Raw genomic sequence first — 18,292 nt, 5'->3', positions numbered from 1 at the left:
AAGTCAGAGGGACAGATCGCGGAGGGTTTGGTGGAGCTCGTCGATGAGGGGTCGGCGGCGAGCCAGCAGGTCCGCCGCGGCCGGATCCGGGGCGACCCGGGATTCGACGGCGACGAGCTCCGCGGCGTGGGCCAGGGAGTCGATCTCGCCCAGAGCTCGCCAGGCCAGCAGGACCGCGCCCAGACCCGAGCCTCCGCTGCCCTCGGCGAGGTCGAGGTTCATGTTCAGGGCTGAGGCGATGGTCTCGGCCCAGATGCGGCTGCGGAAACCACCGCCGGTGGCGCGCACCGCGCGGACCTCGGCGCCGGATTCGGTGACCGCGTCGCGGACCAGGGCGAGCTGCTGGGCGACGCCCTCGATCACGGCGCGGGTCATCTCGGCGCGACCGTGCGAGCGGCGCAGACCGAGGAAAGCCCCGGTCAGGCCCGGCTCCCACCAGGGGGCTCGCTCGCCGAGCAGGTACGGCAGGGCCATCAGCCCGTCGGCCCCGGCCGGGACCTGGGCGGCCTCGCCGAGCAGGTCGGCGACGTCCACGCCGAACGCCTCCGCGGCCCACTGGCCGGCGACGCCGCCGTTGCTCACCGCCCCGCCGATCACCCACAGGCCGTCGGCGATCGCGTAGCTGAAGGTGCGGCAGCGGTCGTCCACGCCCGGCTTGTCCCGCGTCACCCGCAGCGCGCCGCTGGTGCCCAGCGACAGCGCCGCCACGCCGGGGGCCACCGCGCCCACACCGAGGTTGGCCAGCGGCCCGTCACCGCCGCCGAGCACGACCGGCAACCCGGCCGGAAGTCCGACGGCCTCGGCGACCTGCGGCGCAAGCGGGACCGAGGCGGTCGGCTCGCGGAGTTCGGGCAGCTGCTCGGCGCGGATGCCCGCGACCTCCAGCGCGGGCTCGTGCCAGGTCAGCGAGTGCATGTCCTGCAGACCGCTGCCGGAGCTCAGCGAGTGCTCGGTGACGAACTCGCCGGTGAAGGCGGTGACCACGAAATCCTTGAGCGCGCACCAGCGTTCGACCTCGCCGATGTCGGCTCCGCCCGAGGTCAGCCAGGCCAGCTTCACCATGACCGACTGGGTGTGCACGGGCGTTCCGGTCGCCCGGTGCAGCGCCGAGGACGTCTCCGGCTCAGCGCGCAGCCGCGCGGCGACGTCGGCGGCCCGCGTGTCGGCCCAGTTGAACGCGCGCGTGGCGGGTTCACCTCGGGAGTCCAGCCCGACCAGGGTGTGCATGGCGCTGCTGAACGACAGCCCCGCGACCTCGTGCCCCTGCTCCCGGGCCCACGCCACGCAGTCGGTCAGCGCCTCGATCGCCGCCCGCAGCACCTCTGCGGCGTCCTGGGTGGCCTCACCCGACTCGTCGGTGCGCAGCGGATAGCCGCGCTCGGTGGTGTGCAGCACCCGCGCATCGGTGCCTGCGGCGACGACCTTGGTGGCAGTGGTGCCGAGATCGACACCCAGAACGACCGGGACAGAGCTCATGCCACGAACCTATCCGCCCGGATGGCACCCGCTCGGCCCAGGCGGCGTGCCCAGGATCACTCCCGCTTCGGCACGATCCGCGTGCCCAGCGCATCGAGATCGATCCGCAGGTCGAACGGCTCCCCGGTCATGAACACACCGGTGCCGTTGAAGTTCTCCTTGTAGACGCCGTCCACCAGGTGATGCGCAGCGAGCCTCGGCTGGTCCGCGATGTCGAGAACCCAGTAGAAGGGAATCCCCGCCTGGGCGTACTCGGATCGTTTGACCAGGTTGTCCACGCGCCGCGAACCGGGAGACAGCACCTCGACGGCGAGCGCGACGTCCTGCGCGTGGAACCGCGTCGGCCGTTCCAGGATCCGATCCAATCCCAGCACGATCACGTCAGGAACCCGGACCGTGGGCGGGTAAGTGCGGGTGATCACGACCTCCGGCTCGCTGATCACCGCCCAGTCTTCCGGCAGGATCCTGTCGAGCGCAGCGGAGAGCCGAGTGAGAACGAACTGGTGGAAACCAGCGGCTTTCGGGGTCCCTTGGAGGACGCCTTCCTGGAGCTCGTAGCGCCGCGAGTTGTCCTCGGGGAGTTCGTCGAACTCCACCAAGGTCAGCAGGTGGTCGGGCCAGGTCATCACGGACATGCCTCCACCAATAGCCGCGCCGATCACGCGGTCCAAGCTCCACGAAGGACAAACGCACGTTCGAGTGGTTCTTGAATCCACCGCTCAGCAACAACAAGGGCGCCCGCCCCCTGTAACCAGGAGGAAGGCGCCCTTGTCGTGCCGGTGATCAGGTCACTTGGCGAGGGTTTCGGCGATCTCGTAGGTGTTGAGGGCCGCACCCTTGCGGAGGTTGTCACCGCAGACGAAGAAGTCCAGCGTGTTCGGGAAGTCCAGCGCCTGGCGGACGCGGCCGACGTGGGTCGGGTCGCCGCCGACGACGGCCGCCGGGGTCGGGAACACGCCGTTGTCGTGGTCGTCGTCCAGCACGATCGTCGGCTGGTCGGAGAAGAGCTTGTGCGCCTGCTCCACCGACACCTCGCGCTCGAAGGTGGCGTGCACCGCCAGCGAGTGCGTGGTCAGCACCGGGACGCGGACGCAGGTCGCGGAGACCTTCAGCTCCGGGATCCCCAGGATCTTGCGGGACTCGTTGCGGACCTTGAGCTCCTCGGAGGTCCAGCCGTCGTCCTTGCGGGAACCCGCCCACGGGACCACGTTGAGCGCCAGCGGCGCCTTGAACGGGGTCTCGGCGGACAGACCGGCCGCGGCCAGGGCGTCGGCGACGTCGCCGGCGCGGACGCCGAGCTGCTTGCCCGCCACCGCCTCCAGCTCCGCGTAGAGGCGGTCGATGCCGTCCTGACCAGCACCGGAAGCGGCCTGGTAGGAGGAGACGACCAGTTCGCGCAGACCGAACTCGCGGTGCAGCGCGCCCAGCGCCGCCATCATCGACAGCGTCGTGCAGTTCGGGTTGGCGATGATTCCCTTGGGGCGCTCGTGCACCTTCTCCGGGTTGACCTCGGGCACCACCAGCGGCACCTCGGGGTCCATCCGGAAGGCGCCGGAGTTGTCGACCGCGACGGCGCCGCGCGAGGCGGCCACCGGGGCCCACTCGGCGGAGATCTCGTCCGGCACGTCGAACAGCGCGATGTCCACGCCGTCGAACGCCTCGGGGGCCAGCGCGACCACGGTGTTGTCCTCGCCGCGCACGGTGATCTTCTTGCCCGCCGATCGCTGCGACGCGATCAGCCGGATCTCACCCCACGGCACCGAGTCGCGGTTGTTGATGATGTCGATCATGACCGTGCCGACGGCACCGGTGGCGCCGACGATGGCCAAGGTGGGACCCACCTGCGCGGAACTCATCAGCGACCACTCCCCGCGTACACGACCGCTTCCTCGTCGCCACCGAGCTCGAAGGCCGCGTGCAGGGCCTGCACGGCGGTGTCGAGCTGGGTGTCCTGGATCAGCACCGAGATGCGGATCTCCGAGGTGTTGATGATGTCGATGTTGACGCCCGCGTTGGACAGCGCCTCGCAGAACGTGGCCGTCACGCCCGGGTGCGAGCGCATGCCCGCGCCGACCAGCGAGACCTTGCCGACCTGGTCGTCGTAGACGACCTCCTCGAAACCGACCTCACCGGAGATCTTCTCCAGCTCCGCCACCGCGACCGCACCGTTGCTGCGGGCCACTGTGAAGGTGATGTCGGTCTTGGCGGACGCGATGCCGGAGACGTTCTGCAGCACCATGTCGATGTCGATCTCGGCGTCGGCGACCACGCGGAAGATGCGGCCCGCGACGCCCGGGTTGTCCGGCACACCGCGCACGGTGACCTTGGCCTCCGACCGGTCGTGCGAGACGCCGGTGATCATCGCCTGTTCCACGGAAAGGTCCTCCACTGAACCGGACACTGTCGTGCCGGGCTTGGGCGAGTAAGACGAGCGGACGTGCAGCGGCACGCCGTAGCGGCGGGCGTACTCCACCGCGCGCAGGTGCAGCACCTTCGCGCCGGTCGCCGCCATCTCCAGCATCTCCTCGTAGGTGATGTGGTCGAGGTGCTTCGCGTCGGGCACGATGCGCGGATCGGCCGTGTAGACGCCGTCCACGTCGGTGTAGATCTCGCACACGTCGGCGTTCATGGCGGCCGCCACCGCGACCGCGGTGGTGTCCGAGCCGCCACGACCGAGCGTGGTGATGTCCTTGGTGTCCTGCGAAACGCCCTGGAACCCGGCGACGAGCGCGACCTGTCCCTCGGCCAGCGCCTCCTGGACGCGGCCCGGCGTGACGTCGACGATCCGCGCGTTCTGGTGCGCCGAGGTGGTGATCATGCCGGCCTGCGAGCCGGTGAACGACTGGGCTTCCACGCCGAGCGACTCGACGGCCATCGCGACCAGCGCGTTGGAGATCCGCTCCCCCGCGGTCAGCAGCATGTCGAGTTCCCGCTCCGGCGGTGCCGGGTTGACCTGTTTGGCGAGGTCGAGCAGCTCGTCAGTGGTGTCACCCATCGCGGAGCAGACGACCACGACGTCGTTGCCCGCTTTGCGGGTCTCGACGATGCGTTCGGCGACCCGTTTGATGCGATCAGCACTCTCGAGTGAGGAACCGCCGTACTTCTGGACGACGAGCGCCACGTGAAACAAACCTCCTCGACCGCTGCGGCCGTCCCGGGCACGGGTTGTCCCCGTGCTGACACCGGGTGGACGAAGAGCAGTGGGACATCCCCGGTGGGATGCGCCCTCCGCCCCGCGACCGGCGGGAGACAGCGTCGGTCGATCACGACCGAAACGGCCTTCTACCAGGTCGCTCCGCTGCCGGACTAGCCTACCGACCACCGGGGGTGAACCCCAATCACGAACGTCACGTCTACCCTGTTGGACGCGATTGTCGACAAGAGCGGAGCGTAGGGTTGTCCACCACGCAGGGCGCGCTGGAACCACCCCTGGGGGATACCGGAAACACTGCGGCTACGCAGCGGAAACAGCAAGCGTCGCGAGTGAGCGGCGGCACGCGACCGGGCACACCGCAGCAGCGCCGGATGAGCATCGCGCTGACCCCGGCTGTGGTCTACCTCGCAATTCGGCTGGTGGGACTGCTCTTACTAGCTTGGCTCTCCGCAGTCAACGACGAATCCCTGCTGGACAACCTCAACGCCTGGGACGGGCAGTGGTACACCGAGATCGCCGCCCACGGCTACGGCGGCGTGAACGGGAGCATGGTCGACGGCTTCGGGAACCGGTACCCCGAAACCCCGCTGGCGTTCTTCCCCGGTTACCCGCTGCTGATCATGGCGATCGCGCTGGTCCCGGGCGTGAGCACGATCGGCGCGGCGATCACCGCGAGCCTGGTCTGCGGCGTCGTCGCCGCCTACGGCCTGGCGCGGCTGGGCGAACGGCTCGGCGGCACCCGCCGGGTCGGGCTGCTGCTGGTGGTGCTGTTCGCCGCAGCGCCCATGTCGGTGGTGCTGTCGATGGCCTACTCGGAGGCGCTGTTCTGCGCGCTGTCGATCTGGGCGCTGATCGGCGTGATCGAGCGCAACTGGCCGCTGGCCGGGCTGTGCTGCGTGGCGGCCGGCCTGATCCGGCCCACCGCCGCCGCCCTGGTCGGGGTGATCGGGCTGGCCGCGATGATCGCGATCGTCCAGCGCCGGGACTCCTGGCGGCCGTGGCTGGCCGTGCTGCTCGCACCGCTGGGCATGATCGCCTACATCGGCTGGGTGGGGCTGCAGACCGGCAAGATCAACGGCTACTTCGAGCTGCAGGCCCGCGGCTGGTCGTCGGCGTTCGACGGGGGCGCGAAGACCGCGCAGTTCGTGGTCGAGGCGCTGACCGAGGACAAGTCGGTCTTCGAGACCTTCACGGTCTGGGTGGTGCTGGCGGCGATCGTGCTGCTGGCGCTGTGCGTCTGGCACCGGCTGCCGTGGCCGCTGGTCCTGTTCGCCGCCGCCGTGCTGGTGCTGGACCTGGGCTCGGACGGCCTGATGTACTCCAAGGTGCGGTTGATGTTGCCCGCGTTCCCGCTGCTCATCCCGGTCGCGATCGGACTGAGCAAGAGGACTCCGGCCACGGCCGTCACCACAGCGGTGCTGCTGGTGTTCTTCGGCTCCTGGCTCGGCGCCTACTCGCTGACCGCCTGGGACTACGCCATCTGACCCGTCCCGCCCGGCGGTGCGGGTGGTGGAACCTCAGCGGCCAAGCTGCAAGGCTGGTCCTCGCGGTTCAAGGAACGAACTCTGCTGCCGGGAGGTTTCGGTGACCGAACTGGACAAGACCGCGGACACCTCGGTTCCGTTGCACCCGCTGCTGGCGAAGCGCTGGAGCCCGCGCGCGCTGAACCCGGCGGCGACGATCGACGACGAGCAGTTCACGGCGCTGTTCGAGGCCGCCCGGTGGGCTCCGTCCTGGGGCAACACGCAGCCCGCGCGGTTCATCGCCGCGCGCCGCGGTGAGTCGACGTTCGACCGCATCCACGGCACCCTCTCGCGCGGCAACAAGGGCTGGGCCGGCGACGCGGCCGCGCTCGCGATCGGCGTCGCGCAGTCGGTCAACTCCGACGGCGAACCGATGCCCTACGGCGAGTACGGGCTCGCGCTGGCCGCTCAGAACCTGGTCCTGCAGGCCGTGGCGGAGGGCTGGCACGCGCACCAGATGGCCGGTTTCGACCGCGACGCGGCCCGCGTGGAGTTCGCGGTCCCGGACGACTTCGAGCCCGTGGTGGCGATCGCGATCGGCGACCTCGGCAACCTGGACGACATGCCGGAACGCCTCGTGGAGAAGGAGCTCCGCCCCCGAGTCCGCAAGCCGCTCACCGACCTCGTCTTCACCGAATCGTGGGGCACCCCCCTCTTCTGACCTGCGGTTTTCGAGGTGGGATTCGAATTTCGCGCGAAGTTCGAGCCCGGAAGATTCGACTCCAATTTCGCGCGAAATTCGAATTCCTCACCCGGCCGAGGGACGGGAGAGGGCTAGGAGACCGCCGATCCCGGGGATGAGGGACAACCAGCGGGCTCGGGTGGGGATCGCGGCGAGGGCCGCTGCGATGGTGATCAGGTAGGCCGTGCCGTGCACGGGGCCGAGCAGCGAGCTGAGCTCCGGCACGTGGACCGTGACGAGGTTGCCCAGCAGGAGCACGAGGGTCAGGGCTTCCACCGCCGCGGCGATCTTGAGGACGCGCACGCCTCAGGCTCCCGTCGACGAGCCGGGGCGGACGATCATGAGCACGACCACGGCCGCCCACAGCAGGTTGAAGACGCCGGTGGTCATGGTCAGCCGCTTGGCGGCGGCAGCGACCGGTTCGGCGAGCATCGCCGCCTGCGCGGGCAGGATCACCAGCGCCAGCAGGGCCGCCGCGATCACCGTCAGGACGATCGAGATCAGCAGCCACGGGTCTCCCAGGACGCCCATCTGCAGGCCGGTGGCCAGGCCGAACACCGGGACGGCGATACCGGCCAGCGCGTAGCCGCGGCAGATCCGGTGCAGCAGCCGGGGAACGCCCGAGTCCGGTTCGGTGCGGGCGTGACGCGGGAACAGCGAGGCGGCGACGGCGATCGGACCGATCAGCACGATCGCCGCCAGGACGTGCACGGACAGCAGCAGCGCGGTCATCTCAGGACCTCCGTGGGTCATCGCGCACCAATAGGTTGGCAGGCAATATATACCCTGCCTACCTTCACCCGATATGATGAGGCGCATGAAGGCGGACGCGGTTCGAGGGCACCTGGACGGACTGCTGCTCGCCGTGCTCGAAACCGGACCGCTGCACGGCTACGCGATCATCACCGCGGTCATGAACCGCAGCGGCGGTGCGCTCGAACTGCGCACCGGGACCATCTACCCCGCCCTCAAGCGCCTCGAACGACTCGGCCTGCTGACCAGCAGCTGGGAATCGATCGGCGAACGGCGTCGGCGTTGCTACCGGCTCACCGACGAAGGCAGGCGCAGCCTGGCCGGGGAGCGCGCCGAGTGGCGGCAGTTCACCGCCGCGATCGGCGCCGTGCTCAATCCCGGGAGCAACGCGTGAACGCGATCGAGAGCTACGCCGACGAGCTCGCCGCCGAACTGCGCGGGCCCGCGCGCGCCAAGGCGCGCATGGTGCAGGAGATCCGCGACGGCCTGTCCGACACCGCGGCCGCGCGCGTCGAAGCCGGACTGCCTCCCGAGGAGGCCGTGCGGGACGCGATGCGCGAGTTCGGCACGCCCGCCGAGGTCGCGCCCAGCTGCCAGCGGGAGCTCACCGTCGCCCAGACCCGGCACACCGCGTTCGCGCTGCTGGCTACCGTGCCGGTGCTGCTCGGCTGCTGGCACCTGGCGTGGACGATCGGCCGCGATCAGGGCATCCCGCCGTCGCAGACCGCGCAACTGCTGGCCACCATCGCCGGCACCGCCGCCGTCGTCGGCTGCGCCGCGCTGCTGATCACCCGGCGACTCTCGGTGCCGGACCGGCTGCCGCTGATCATGGCCTGGACCGGAACCGCGACCAGCATCGCGATGCAGCTGACCACGATCGCCCTGGCCACCGCACTACCGCTGGCCGACAACTGGCCGCTGCTGCTGATCATCGCCGCGGGGACCGTCGCCGCGCACTCGGCGCTGGCGAACTCGGCGAAGACGTGCCGGGAATGCGCGGAGCAAGCGCGCTGAGCAGGTAGCGAGTTCCCGGAACCGGCGGGAGTTCAACGGGAACATCCCCCACTGCGACTGACCGGAGCTGAACGGACCAGAACAATGGTCCGGTCGCATTATGTCCGCTTCCATTTTCGGCAATCGATCACCACTTTGGTTACATGTGGTTCTGTAATGCGGTATGACTTCACTCGTGTGGACGAGTATCAGAACGACTGCGGAAGCGCTTGATGACGCCGACGTGATCGCTGGACTGCGCCTGCGCTACGACCTCGTCCCCGGAGTCATCCGCCTCGACGGCCACAGCGGTGGTCCGATGCCCCGCACCTCGCCCGCGCGGCTGCGCCGGTTCGTCCAGCACCGCTGGGAACCGCGCAGCGGCCGCACCTCCGGCGAGCCGGAGTGGCGCCGCGAGGCGCGGCTCGCGGCGGACGCCCTGGCCCCGCTGGTCGGCTCGGCCGCCGGCGAGCTCACCGTCGCCGAATCGACCTCGATCAACCTGTTCAAGGCCCTGGTCGCAGCCGCCGAACTCCGCCCCGGACGGCCGGTGCTCGCCGTCGGACGCGACTGCTTCGGCATCGACCGCTGCCTCGCCCAGTCCGCCGCCGACCACATCGGCGGCCGGTTGCAGCTGATCGACGGCATCGACGAGCTCGCCTCGCTGCCGCTGGATCAGATCGCGGTGGTCGCGCTGTCGCACGTGGACCTGCGCACCGGCGCCGTGCGCGACGCCGGCTCGATCACCGCCCGGATCCACGGGGGCGGAGCGCTGACGCTGTGGGACCTCAGCCACTCGGCCGGAGCGCTGGACGTCGACCTGCACGGGTGGGACGCGGACTTCGCGATCGGATGCGGGCACAAGTTCCTGGGCGGGAGCACGACCGCGCCGTCCTTCGGCTTCGTGGCCGAACCGCACATGGCGTCCTCCCCGACCGGCGGCCTGCGGCACCCGCTCGCCGACGGCTTCGCCGGGCCGGCCGCGACCCTCGCGGCGGCCGAACTGCGGGACGTGCTGGCCAACCTCGACGGCGTCCCGGTCGGAGCGCTCGCGGCGAAGACGTCGGGCCTGGTGGAGCTGTTCCTGGAGCGCATCGGCGAGTTCTGCCCGGAGGCCGCGATCGAGGTGCGCACCGCCGGTTCCCCGCGCGGCGCCCAGGTCTGCCTGCGGCACGAGCAGGCGCAGCGCATCACCGATCTGCTGTCGGACCGCAGCGTGCTGGTGGAGTTCGCCGAGCCCGACCTGATCCGGTTCAACTTCGCCCCGGCCTGGCTCTCGCACGTCGACGTCTGGCAAGCCGCGGAACGCCTGCACGCCACCCTCCACGAGATCGCCTGACCCGGAATCCCGGTCACCTCGTGGCGAGGTGTTGGTAGATCGCGTCGATCTCGGCGTGCAGGGAATCCGGGCGGACCTCGGGGTCCCCGCGCAGGCGGCGGTTGACCGTGCGCATCGCGGAAACCAGGCGCTGCGCCTGCTGCAGGTCGGTGTCGTCGGCCCGGACCGCCTGCTCGGTGGCCGCGTCGACGACCCGCTCCAGCACGGCGATGGTCGGCCACCACGCCTCGGCCTCGGCGTGGCGATCCGGGCTCATCAGCAGCTGCTGCAGTCGAGAGCGCAGGTCGGCGAGTTGCCGGTAGGTGCGGCGGCGCAGCGCGGGACGGCCGTGCTCGGCGCCCGACAGCGAGCGGGACAGGTAGTCGGCCACCGACTCGACCGCGTCGGCGACACCGTCCCGCAACGACGGTCCGCCCCGCACGCCGCGCAGCAGGAACCCGACCACCAGCACGATCGCGCAGCCGACGAAGGTGTCCACCAGCCTGGCCGCGGGGTAGAACTGCGCCTGCTGGCTCATCTGCAGCAGCACCAGCGCCGTCACCACCGCGCTGAACAACCCGTAGTGCCTGCTCAGCGCGACCGGCAGCTTCCCGGCCAGGGCGACGATGAACGGCACCAGCCACCAACCGGCCGGGAGCAGCGCCAGCAGCGCCCACGCCACCAGCACGCCGAGGATCGTGCCGAGCGCGCGCAGCACGGTCCGGGCGAACACCGATCCGGAGTTGGGGCGCAGCACGAGCGCGACCGTCAGCGCGATCCAGTAGCCCTGCTCCAGGCCCGCGATCAGCGCGAACCCCTCGGCCAGCGCCAGGCACAGCAGCATCCGCAGCACCTGCCACCAGGTCGTGGCACCGATGCTCAGCCGCTTCCGCTGCCTGCCCGGGGCCGGGGAGCGCTTGGCGTCGCGGAACGCGTCGACGAGCTCGGCGATCCCCTCGTCCAGCGCCCTGACCAGTGCTGATTCGGTCGAGCCCGGTTCGAATCGGGGAGGGATCTCCCCGGTGCGGACGCAGCGGGCCAGTCCCGCCAGCGCCTCGCGGGTGCGCAGCGGCGGGGTGATCCCGGCGTGCGCGACCGACACCGCGGCCTCCACCACCGGGGTCGCGCGCAGGTAGATCAGGTGCAGCCGGTCGCGCACCCGGCTGCGCGACATCGACGCGCCACCGATGAGCACGTCGTGCGCGGTGTCGAGCGCCTTGGTCAGCCGCTGCCGGGCGGTGGCCGTCTCGCCGGGCCCGAACATCCGCAGGATCGCGGTGAAGACCTCCGCGACCGCGTCCCTGGCCGGGGCCGTTCCGCGCAGCGGCCAGGTCGCCGCCGCCAGCGCCAGGACCAGCAGTTCACCGGCCAGGAACCAGGCGACCTGGTCGTGCAGCGGGAGCACCTGGGAGCGCTGCCCGGTCGCCACCACGCAGAAGGTCAGCATGTGCGCCCCGCCGGAGGACCACAGCTCCCCCAGCCTGCTGGCCAGCACCGACGGCACCGACACCGCCAGCACGGCCACCATCGCCCACAGCGGATCGGGGGCGAGCGCGCCCGCGGCGAAACCGATCGCGCCGAGCACCACGGCGATCGCCAGCCGCCGCAGCCGGAACCGGTAGGAGCCGGTGACGTCGGAGAAGCTCGCGCACAACGCGCCGACCGAGGCCAGCACGGCTTCGTCGATGCGTCCGGTGAGCAGGCCGACCACCTGCGGGCCCCCGACTCCGACGGCCGCCGCGACGACGCGGGTCCAGTCCGTCGGGATGGCGATCGGGCGCAGCATCCGCCGCAGCCAGGGAGGTGCTTCGAGTCTCGGGAGCGCGCCGCTGTTCAACCGCAATCCCTTCGGGTCGGCGGGGCCTGCGCTCCACGCCGAGCGACCGGGGGCCACCCCGATCCTGCCAAGCCGAGCCGCCGCGACGGTCTCCGCGAAGACGGGATCACATGACGGTGTGCGTCACACCGCGCCGGCGCGGATCAGCGCAGGGCGGCGAGGATCCGCCTGGCGATGGAGGTGATGACCAGCCAGAAGAGGGCCGCGATGCCGTAGTTGAGCAGGACCGCCAGCTGCGGGTCGGCCGGGGTGAACAGGTCCTGGAAGCCGAGGGCGAGCGGATCGGCGACGGAGGCCACGAACTGGGTGATCCCGTTGTCCGGGTTCGCGTTGCCGATGGTGAGGATCACATGGATCGCCAGCAGCGAGGCGCACACCAGCCCGGCCCAGCGCACCACCAGGATCAGCACGTCGACGAATCGGCCCCACCCGCGTCGCAGGTCAGCGCGTCGCACACCGCTCTCGTGGGCGCCGGTACGAACTTCCTCGGTCACGATCACAGTGTGGCACGAGAACCGGCGAAATCGGCAAGCTTCTTCGCCCGCGACCGGCCACCTGGTCCCACGATCTGGAAAGGCCGCTTGCGTTGCAGGCCCTTGTTGCGGTTAGCCTTGCTCCGTGGCTCGCGTTCTCCTGCTTCGCCGCCGCGACGGGGTCTCCTAGACCGGCCCCTCGTCGCGGGGTACGAACGCGCCGGTCTCCCATGCAGTCCGAGAACCGGTAGCGACCAGGAGAACGCCTCTCATGAGCAGCAACACCCCCGACGCGCAGGCCCCGTTCACCGGCCGAGTGCGCAAGCCGTCCAAGCCCGCGCCCGCCGGCCAGCCCTCGTGGAACCCGCAGCGGGGCAGCTCGATGCCCTTCCACCGGTACAAGCCGTTCCACGAGCTCGTCGAGGACGTCTCGCTGCCCGACCGCACCTGGCCGGACAAGCGGATCACCCAGGCCCCGCTGTGGTGCGCCGTCGACCTGCGCGACGGCAACCAGGCGCTGATCGACCCGATGTCGCCCGCCCGCAAGCGCCGCATGTTCGAGCTGCTCGTGCAGATGGGCTACAAGGAGATCGAGGTCGGGTTCCCGGCGGCCAGCCAGACCGACTTCGACTTCGTCCGCGAGATCATCGAGGACGGCGCCATCCCCGAAGACGTGCGCATCCAGGTGCTGACCCAGTGCCGGCCGGAGCTGATCGAGCGCACCTTCCAGGCCCTGGAGGGCGCGCCGAAGGCCGTCGTGCACATCTACAACTCGACGTCGATCCTGCAGCGCCGCGTGGTGTTCCGCGAGGAGCGCGAAGGCATCAAGAAGATCGCCAAGATGGGCGCCGAACTGGCCCTGGAGCTGGCGGGCAAGTACCCGGACACCGACTTCCGGTTCCAGTACTCGCCGGAGTCCTACACCGGCACCGAGCTGTCCTACGCCGTCGAGGTGTGCGACGCGGTCACCGAGATCTGGCAGCCCACCCCGGAGCGGCCGGTCATCCTGAACCTGCCCGCCACCGTCGAGATGGCCACCCCGAACGTCTACGCGGACTCCATCGAGTGGATGCACCGCAACCTGGCCCGCCGCGACTCGGTGATCCTGTCGCTGCACCCGCACAACGACCGCGGCACCGGCATCGCCGCCGCGGAGCTGGGCTACCAGGCCGGCGCCGACCGCATCGAGGGATGCCTGTTCGGCAACGGTGAGCGCACCGGCAACGTCGACCTGGTCGCGCTGGGCATGAACCTGTTCAGCCAGGGCATCGACCCGCAGATCGACTTCTCCGACATCGACTACGTCAAGCGCACCGTCGAGCACTGCAACCAGCTGCCGGTCGCCGAGCGGCACCCGTGGGGCGGCGAGCTCGTCTACACCGCGTTCTCCGGCAGCCACCAGGACGCCATCAACAAGGGCCTGGACGCGCTGGGCGCCGAGGCCGAGAAGGCGGGCAGGTCCGTCGACGAGCACCCGTGGGAGGTCCCGTACCTGCCCATCGATCCCAAGGACGTGGGCCGCAGCTACGAGGCCGTCATCCGGGTCAACTCGCAGTCCGGCAAGGGCGGCGTGGCCTACGTGATGAAGACCGAGCACCAGCTGGAGCTGCCGCGCAAGCTGCAGATCGAGTTCTCCAAGGCCGTGCAGGCCCACACCGACGGCGAGGGCGGCGAGGTCAGCCCGGCCGACATGTGGACGGCGTTCTCCGCCGAGTACCTGGAGGCCAACGCTCCGCTGAAGCTGGTCCGGCAGAGCTCGTCGGGTGAGTCCGGCGACGAGACGATCACCGCGTCGGTGGTCGTGGACGGCGAGCAGCGCGAGATCACCGGTCGCGGCAACGGGCCGGTATCGGCGTTCGTCGACGCCTTGAGCACGGTGGGCTACGACATCCGCGTCCTGGACTACCACCAGCACGCGCTCACCTCGGGCGACGACGCGCGTGCGGCGGCCTACCTGGAGTGCGCCGTCGGCGACGACGTCTTCTGGGGCGTCGGAGTGGACACCTCCACCATCACGGCCATGCTCCGCGCAGTCGTCTCGGCCGCCAACCGGGCCTCTCGCTGACCGACCCAGCCGTCCCCGGCTCGGCAACCCGGGAATACCGCCGTATCCGGCACCCGAATACTGCGGTGTTCCGGGTCCTGATCACGGCGGTGTTCCGGTCATCAGCCGGATCACCGCCGTGATCGGGGGACCGAGTACCGGGGTGTTCCGGGTAGCTCCGTGCCGGGGTCGGGTGGTGATCCCGGGAGGGGTGGGCGCTCGGCCGGTGGCCTGGTCAGGTGGATTGGGCCGGGTGGGGTTCTTCCGCTGCTTCGGCTCGTTCCACTCGCTTCTGGATGATGCGGGTGCTCCACCAGGCGAAGGCGACGGCGATGACCAGGCCGATCCACGAGAAGCGGTGGAACCACTGGCCCGCGACCAGGCCGAACCCGTAGGACATGGCGGTCACCAGGCCCGCCCACGCGATGCCGCCGGTCGCGTTGGCCAGCAGGAACTTGCGGTACGGCATGCCGAGGCTGCCCGCGAGCGGCCCGGCGAGGATGCGCAGCAGCGCCACGAACCGGCCGCCGAACACCGTCCAGGCGCCCCAGCGCTCGAAGAGCTTCTCCGCCTGGGCCAGCGGCTTGGGACCGAAGTGCTTCGGCAGCTTGGTGCCCAGCCAGGTCAGCAGCTTGCGGCCGAAGCGCTTGCCGATGGCGTAGCCGATCGAGTCGCCGACGATCGCCCCGATCGAGGCGAAGGTGGCGAGCAGGATCGGGTTGATGACCCCGTGCGAGGCCGCGACACCGGCGCTGACCAGCAAGATCTCACCGGGCAGTGGGATTCCCACGCTCTCCAGCCCGATGATCCCCGCGACCACCAGGTAGATCACCCCGGCTGGGATCGTGTTCAGCCACTCGATCATGGAAATCCGTTCTGGTCGGGGGCAAGCGCAGTTCGGCTCCTGCAAGGGTACGGACTGCCGCTCGACCGCCACCGGGCACCGGGTGGCGGAAAATCGCCGGTCACGGGCACGACTCCGGCAACAGGGCAGAGCGGGCCGGACCCGGGGGCCCATTAGCCCGCACGGTCCAACGGCCGAGGCCCACCCTCACGCTAAATCGGGGAACGGACTCGACCAAAGTCGGTATTGCCCGCCGCCGCGAACGGGCATCATGGAGTCACGTCGCAGGGATGCAGACGGCCCCCTGGGGGAGAACTAGTTGAGGAGAAGCGGCGCAGACGGGGGAAACGTCGGGGCACAGCCGCTTCTCCTCTTCTATTTCCTCCAGCAGACCATCACTCGAACGGTCTATGAAACTTGATGTTCGAGAGTTCGCACGGTTCAGTGATGTGGCTATGTGGCCGACCGAAGATCCGACGGAGCAGCTGCGGTGGCGCATCGAGTGCGCCACGTCGAACGGCTGCGGGAACGTGACCGTGCTGGTCATGGGTGACCGCGTCGGAATCGTGCTCCCGCCCGGGGACACCCTGATCTTCACCGCTGAGGAAGCCGACAGCCTGGCCTACCTGGTGGAGAAGGCGACCGGCTACGCGTCGGTGCCGACTTGAGCCTGATCGACACCGATCTGAGCTTCGATCCCCGCGATCCGCGCTTCCCCGTGCCGGGCGGGCCGCTGAGCTGGTCGGTGCAGGTGTTCACCACGACCAACGGCTACGGCCTGCGGCCCGCCGAACCGCTCGTCGACTCCGGTCGAGTGCACCTGCGCACCGGCTACGCCGCGCTCGGGCAGCAGCAACACGTCGACGCCGGTGTCGTCGAGGTCGACGTCGCGCTCCGGGACGGTGTCCTGACCTGGTCGATCATCGCGGAGCACACCGAGCCGATCAAGGCCGTCAAGCTGCTGCTGCGCGGTCTGCCGGAGCGGCAGCTGAGCGCCGGCTGGTGGGCGCCGAACACCGGCCGCTCGCACAGCCACCACGAGCGCTTCCAGCTGGAGTACCCGAGCCCGGACTGGGCGACGCCGTGGGTCGCCGTCGGTGCCGAGTCCGACTGCTCGCTGCTGAGCGTCCGGGACCCGTCGGTGCGCAGGCACGTGCTGCACGTCAACACACCCGCCCACTCCCCCGAGCCGATCGTGGAGCTGCTGCACGTGCCTGCCGCGTCGGTGCGCGCGACGACGTGCCGGGTCCCGGAGATCCGGCTGCGCCAGGACGCCTCGTCGCCGGACCAGGACCTGGACGAGCACCTGCGGTTCGTCGAGGACGCGCACGGCCTGCGGCCGTGGGAGTCGCGGCCGGACGTGCCGGACTGGCTGCGCGACACAGCGCTGGTCGTGACGCTGCACGGCCAGCACTGGACCGGCCACGTGTTCAACACGTTTCCGCAGATGGGCGAGGCCCTTCGCTTCATAGCGCAGCACATCGACCCGCGTCGCGCGCTCGCCTACCTGCCCGGTTGGGAAGGCCGCTACTACTACGCCTACCCGCGCTACCGGCCCGGGGCGGATCTCGGCGGCGACGAGGGGTTCGCCGAGCTCGTCCGCACCGCGCACGAGCTGGGGTTCCGGTTGATGCCGATGTTCGGCGGGCACGGCGCCAACGTCACGCAGTACCCGGACTGGGAGCGGGCGGTGATGCGCAACGACTCCGACCGTTACGTGGAGCTGCTCAACCGGCCCGACTGGGACTCCGACCGCTCCGGCGAGGGCGATCAGGTCTTCCTCAACCCCGCCGAGCCCGGGTTCCGCGCGCACCTGGTGGAGTCGATCTCCGCGCTGGTCGACGAGTTCGGCGTGGACGCGGCGTTCCTGGACACCGTGGGCTACTACTTCAACGACCCCCGCCACGACGTGTTCGGCGGGTACCGGCTGCTGGTCGAGGAGCTGCACCGGCGGCATCCCTGGCTGGTGCTGGCCGCCGAGGGCTGGTGGGACGCGCTCAGCGCGCTGTTCCCGTTGAGCCAACAGTGGTTCGGCACCGACCGCGACCTGCGCGAACCCCGGGTCCTGTCGCGCTACGCCCGCACCACCGGACACCTCGCCGAGGGCACCCCGGGACCGGGGAGCACGGGTGTGCACGAGAAGGGCTACATCCCGCGGCCGCCGGACGTGGTGCGCGAAGGCCACCTGCCCGTCGTGGGCGTCGTGGACGACACGCTCGCCGAGCACGGCGACGAACTCGCCGCGATCTGCCGCTGGGCGGCCGCCAACTCACCCCGGTGAGTTGGCCTCCGTCCGCGCGCGGGCTTCGGCGGTGAGCGCGTCGAGGGCGACCTGCACCGCCGGGCGCTCGGTGGCGCCCTTGCGGGAGACGACCTCGATGTTGCGGCCCGCGCGGACCCCGGCGAGCGGGCGCATCACGAGCTGCGAGCTGTTCACCGTGTACCTGGGCAGCAGCGCGATGCCGTGACCTGCGGCGACGAGTGCTTCGGTGACCCGGAAGTCGTTGATGCGCTGGACGACGGTCGGGCGCACACCGGTGCGCACCGCCAGCGAGCGCAGCACGTCGTCGACCGGGAAACCGATGTCGACGCTGAGCCAGGGTTCGCCGACCAGCTCGGTGAGCTCGACGCGTTCGCGGCCGGCCAGCGGGTGCCCGAGCGGCATCGCCACGTCCAGCGGCTCGCGCAGCAGCGGCGTGACCGCGACCCGCTCGCCGTCGTGCGGCGGGGCCTGGTCGTCCCGGTGCGTGACGACCAGGTCGAAGTCGGCCGTGAGGCGGGGGACCTCCGACGGCACCATGTCGACGTCGCGAGCCTCCAGCCGGACCTCCGGGTGCTCGGCGATGCGCCGCAGCACGCCCGGAAGCAGCAGGAACGCGCCGGAGGGGAACATCGCGACGCGCACCACGCCGCGCGGTGATGAGCGGTGGGCGTCGAGCTCGGCCTCGGCGCGGTCCAGCGCGGCCAGCACCTCGTCGGCGCGGGTGGCCAGCGCCCAGCCGGCGTCGGTGAGGCGCAGGCCGCGTCCGGCCGGTTCGGTCAGCCGCACCCCGACCTCGGCCTGCAGGGCCCGGATCTGCTGCGACACCGAAGAGGGCGTGTAGGACAGCGCATTGGCGACCGCGGTGACCGTGCCGCGATCGGCCAGCTCGCGCAGGAGTCTCAACCTGCGAACGTCCATAGAGGAATACTACA

18 protein-coding genes are annotated in these 18,292 nt (G+C 70.5%); 8 read left to right on the top strand and 10 right to left on the bottom strand.

Annotated elements, in window-relative coordinates; genetic code table 11:
• Positions 1 to 3 precede the first annotated feature (3 nt).
• The 4 genes from AB0J78_RS31120 to AB0J78_RS31105 form a co-directional block, all read right to left on the bottom strand.
• On the bottom strand, positions 4 to 1,476 hold the full coding sequence (locus AB0J78_RS31120) for a gluconokinase (RefSeq protein WP_363795229.1): 1,473 nt from the start codon (positions 1,474 to 1,476) through the stop codon (positions 4 to 6).
• A 56-nt stretch (positions 1,477 to 1,532) separates the two neighbouring features.
• Positions 1,533 to 2,111 (bottom strand): Uma2 family endonuclease, encoded by a 579-nt coding sequence (locus tag AB0J78_RS31115; protein ID WP_363795227.1) that lies wholly within the window; start codon positions 2,109 to 2,111, stop codon positions 1,533 to 1,535.
• A gap of 153 nt (positions 2,112 to 2,264) precedes the next feature.
• Positions 2,265 to 3,332: an aspartate-semialdehyde dehydrogenase gene (locus tag AB0J78_RS31110; protein ID WP_363795225.1), complete on the bottom strand. Its 1,068-nt coding sequence runs from the start codon at positions 3,330 to 3,332 to the stop codon at positions 2,265 to 2,267.
• Positions 3,332 to 4,597 (bottom strand): aspartate kinase, encoded by a 1,266-nt coding sequence (locus AB0J78_RS31105; protein WP_363795223.1) that lies wholly within the window; start codon positions 4,595 to 4,597, stop codon positions 3,332 to 3,334. Before AB0J78_RS31105 ends, AB0J78_RS31110 begins: the two co-directional genes overlap by 1 nt.
• 404 nt (positions 4,598 to 5,001) lie before the next feature.
• Here AB0J78_RS31105 and AB0J78_RS31100 point away from each other — a divergent pair, with 404 nt between their 5' ends.
• Positions 5,002 to 6,114: a hypothetical protein gene (locus AB0J78_RS31100; RefSeq protein ID WP_363795221.1), complete on the top strand. Its 1,113-nt coding sequence runs from the start codon at positions 5,002 to 5,004 to the stop codon at positions 6,112 to 6,114.
• Between the two features lie 109 nt (positions 6,115 to 6,223).
• The gene (locus AB0J78_RS31095; protein ID WP_363795303.1) at positions 6,224 to 6,814 is read left to right on the top strand and encodes a nitroreductase family protein; all 591 of its coding nucleotides are present in this window, start codon (positions 6,224 to 6,226) and stop codon (positions 6,812 to 6,814) included.
• An 87-nt stretch (positions 6,815 to 6,901) separates the two neighbouring features.
• Here the strand turns inward: AB0J78_RS31095 and AB0J78_RS31090 are convergent, their stop codons facing one another.
• Positions 6,902 to 7,138, bottom strand: a complete 237-nt coding sequence (locus AB0J78_RS31090; RefSeq protein WP_363795219.1) for a DUF3817 domain-containing protein — start codon at positions 7,136 to 7,138, stop codon at positions 6,902 to 6,904.
• A gap of 3 nt (positions 7,139 to 7,141) precedes the next feature.
• A complete protein-coding gene (locus tag AB0J78_RS31085) occupies positions 7,142 to 7,567 on the bottom strand; it encodes a DUF2269 family protein (protein ID WP_363795217.1) in 426 nt (141 codons plus the stop codon).
• Positions 7,568 to 7,652: 85 nt separating this feature from the next.
• Between AB0J78_RS31085 and AB0J78_RS31080 the strand changes: the two genes are divergently transcribed.
• The 3 genes from AB0J78_RS31080 to AB0J78_RS31070 all read left to right on the top strand — a co-directional run bounded on the left by AB0J78_RS31080 (position 7,653) and on the right by AB0J78_RS31070 (position 9,920).
• Positions 7,653 to 7,982, top strand: a complete 330-nt coding sequence (locus tag AB0J78_RS31080) for a helix-turn-helix transcriptional regulator (protein WP_363795215.1) — start codon at positions 7,653 to 7,655, stop codon at positions 7,980 to 7,982.
• Positions 7,979 to 8,602 (top strand): permease prefix domain 1-containing protein, encoded by a 624-nt coding sequence (locus AB0J78_RS31075; protein WP_363795213.1) that lies wholly within the window; start codon positions 7,979 to 7,981, stop codon positions 8,600 to 8,602. The genes AB0J78_RS31080 and AB0J78_RS31075 overlap by 4 nt, the downstream gene beginning before the upstream one ends.
• 223 nt (positions 8,603 to 8,825) lie before the next feature.
• Entirely contained in the window at positions 8,826 to 9,920 is a 1,095-nt protein-coding gene (locus tag AB0J78_RS31070; RefSeq protein ID WP_363795211.1) for an aminotransferase class V-fold PLP-dependent enzyme, read from the top strand.
• 13 nt (positions 9,921 to 9,933) lie between these two features.
• Here AB0J78_RS31070 and AB0J78_RS31065 read toward each other — a convergent pair whose 3' ends face one another.
• Both AB0J78_RS31065 and AB0J78_RS31060 read right to left on the bottom strand, forming a co-directional pair.
• Entirely contained in the window at positions 9,934 to 11,793 is a 1,860-nt protein-coding gene (locus AB0J78_RS31065) for an FUSC family protein (RefSeq protein WP_363795209.1), read from the bottom strand.
• A gap of 86 nt (positions 11,794 to 11,879) precedes the next feature.
• Complete coding sequence (locus AB0J78_RS31060; protein WP_363795207.1) at positions 11,880 to 12,230, bottom strand: hypothetical protein; 351 nt, start codon at positions 12,228 to 12,230, stop codon at positions 11,880 to 11,882.
• Positions 12,231 to 12,480: 250 nt separating this feature from the next.
• Here AB0J78_RS31060 and leuA point away from each other — a divergent pair, with 250 nt between their 5' ends.
• The gene (gene leuA, locus AB0J78_RS31055) at positions 12,481 to 14,274 is read left to right on the top strand and encodes a 2-isopropylmalate synthase (RefSeq protein WP_363795205.1); all 1,794 of its coding nucleotides are present in this window, start codon (positions 12,481 to 12,483) and stop codon (positions 14,272 to 14,274) included.
• Positions 14,275 to 14,488: 214 nt separating this feature from the next.
• On the opposite strand, the gene AB0J78_RS31050 is transcribed toward leuA, so the two are convergent.
• Positions 14,489 to 15,118 carry a DedA family protein gene (locus AB0J78_RS31050; protein ID WP_363795203.1) on the bottom strand — a complete coding sequence of 210 codons (630 nt, stop codon included), beginning with the start codon at positions 15,116 to 15,118 and terminating at the stop codon, positions 14,489 to 14,491.
• A 434-nt stretch (positions 15,119 to 15,552) separates the two neighbouring features.
• Between AB0J78_RS31050 and AB0J78_RS31045 the strand changes: the two genes are divergently transcribed.
• On the top strand, positions 15,553 to 15,765 hold the full coding sequence (locus AB0J78_RS31045) for a hypothetical protein (protein WP_363795301.1): 213 nt from the start codon (positions 15,553 to 15,555) through the stop codon (positions 15,763 to 15,765).
• A complete protein-coding gene (locus tag AB0J78_RS31040) occupies positions 15,762 to 17,378 on the top strand; it encodes a hypothetical protein (protein WP_363795201.1) in 1,617 nt (538 codons plus the stop codon). Before AB0J78_RS31045 ends, AB0J78_RS31040 begins: the two co-directional genes overlap by 4 nt.
• Here the strand turns inward: AB0J78_RS31040 and AB0J78_RS31035 are convergent.
• Positions 17,367 to 18,278, bottom strand: a complete 912-nt coding sequence (locus AB0J78_RS31035; RefSeq protein WP_363795199.1) for a LysR substrate-binding domain-containing protein — start codon at positions 18,276 to 18,278, stop codon at positions 17,367 to 17,369. The genes AB0J78_RS31040 and AB0J78_RS31035 overlap by 12 nt on opposite strands.
• Positions 18,279 to 18,292 lie beyond the last annotated feature (14 nt).

Source organism: Saccharopolyspora sp. NPDC049426, from assembly GCF_040676935.1.
Lineage (GTDB): Bacteria > Actinomycetota > Actinomycetes > Mycobacteriales > Pseudonocardiaceae > Saccharopolyspora.
This window is presented reverse-complemented; position numbering and strand designations above follow the sequence as displayed.

Coding starts and splice junctions, on each gene's coding strand:
- AB0J78_RS31100 (WP_363795221.1), top strand. CDS start 5,002: ATGAGCATCGCGCTGACCCCGGCTGTGGTCTACCTCGCAATTCGGCTG.
- AB0J78_RS31085 (WP_363795217.1), bottom strand. CDS start 7,567: ATGACCGCGCTGCTGCTGTCCGTGCACGTCCTGGCGGCGATCGTGCTG.
- AB0J78_RS31115 (WP_363795227.1), bottom strand. CDS start 2,111: ATGTCCGTGATGACCTGGCCCGACCACCTGCTGACCTTGGTGGAGTTC.
- AB0J78_RS31110 (WP_363795225.1), bottom strand. CDS start 3,332: ATGAGTTCCGCGCAGGTGGGTCCCACCTTGGCCATCGTCGGCGCCACC.
- AB0J78_RS31050 (WP_363795203.1), bottom strand. CDS start 15,118: ATGATCGAGTGGCTGAACACGATCCCAGCCGGGGTGATCTACCTGGTG.
- AB0J78_RS31035 (WP_363795199.1), bottom strand. CDS start 18,278: ATGGACGTTCGCAGGTTGAGACTCCTGCGCGAGCTGGCCGATCGCGGC.
- leuA (WP_363795205.1), top strand. CDS start 12,481: ATGAGCAGCAACACCCCCGACGCGCAGGCCCCGTTCACCGGCCGAGTG.
- AB0J78_RS31120 (WP_363795229.1), bottom strand. CDS start 1,476: ATGAGCTCTGTCCCGGTCGTTCTGGGTGTCGATCTCGGCACCACTGCC.
- AB0J78_RS31080 (WP_363795215.1), top strand. CDS start 7,653: ATGAAGGCGGACGCGGTTCGAGGGCACCTGGACGGACTGCTGCTCGCC.
- AB0J78_RS31045 (WP_363795301.1), top strand. CDS start 15,553: ATGTGGCCGACCGAAGATCCGACGGAGCAGCTGCGGTGGCGCATCGAG.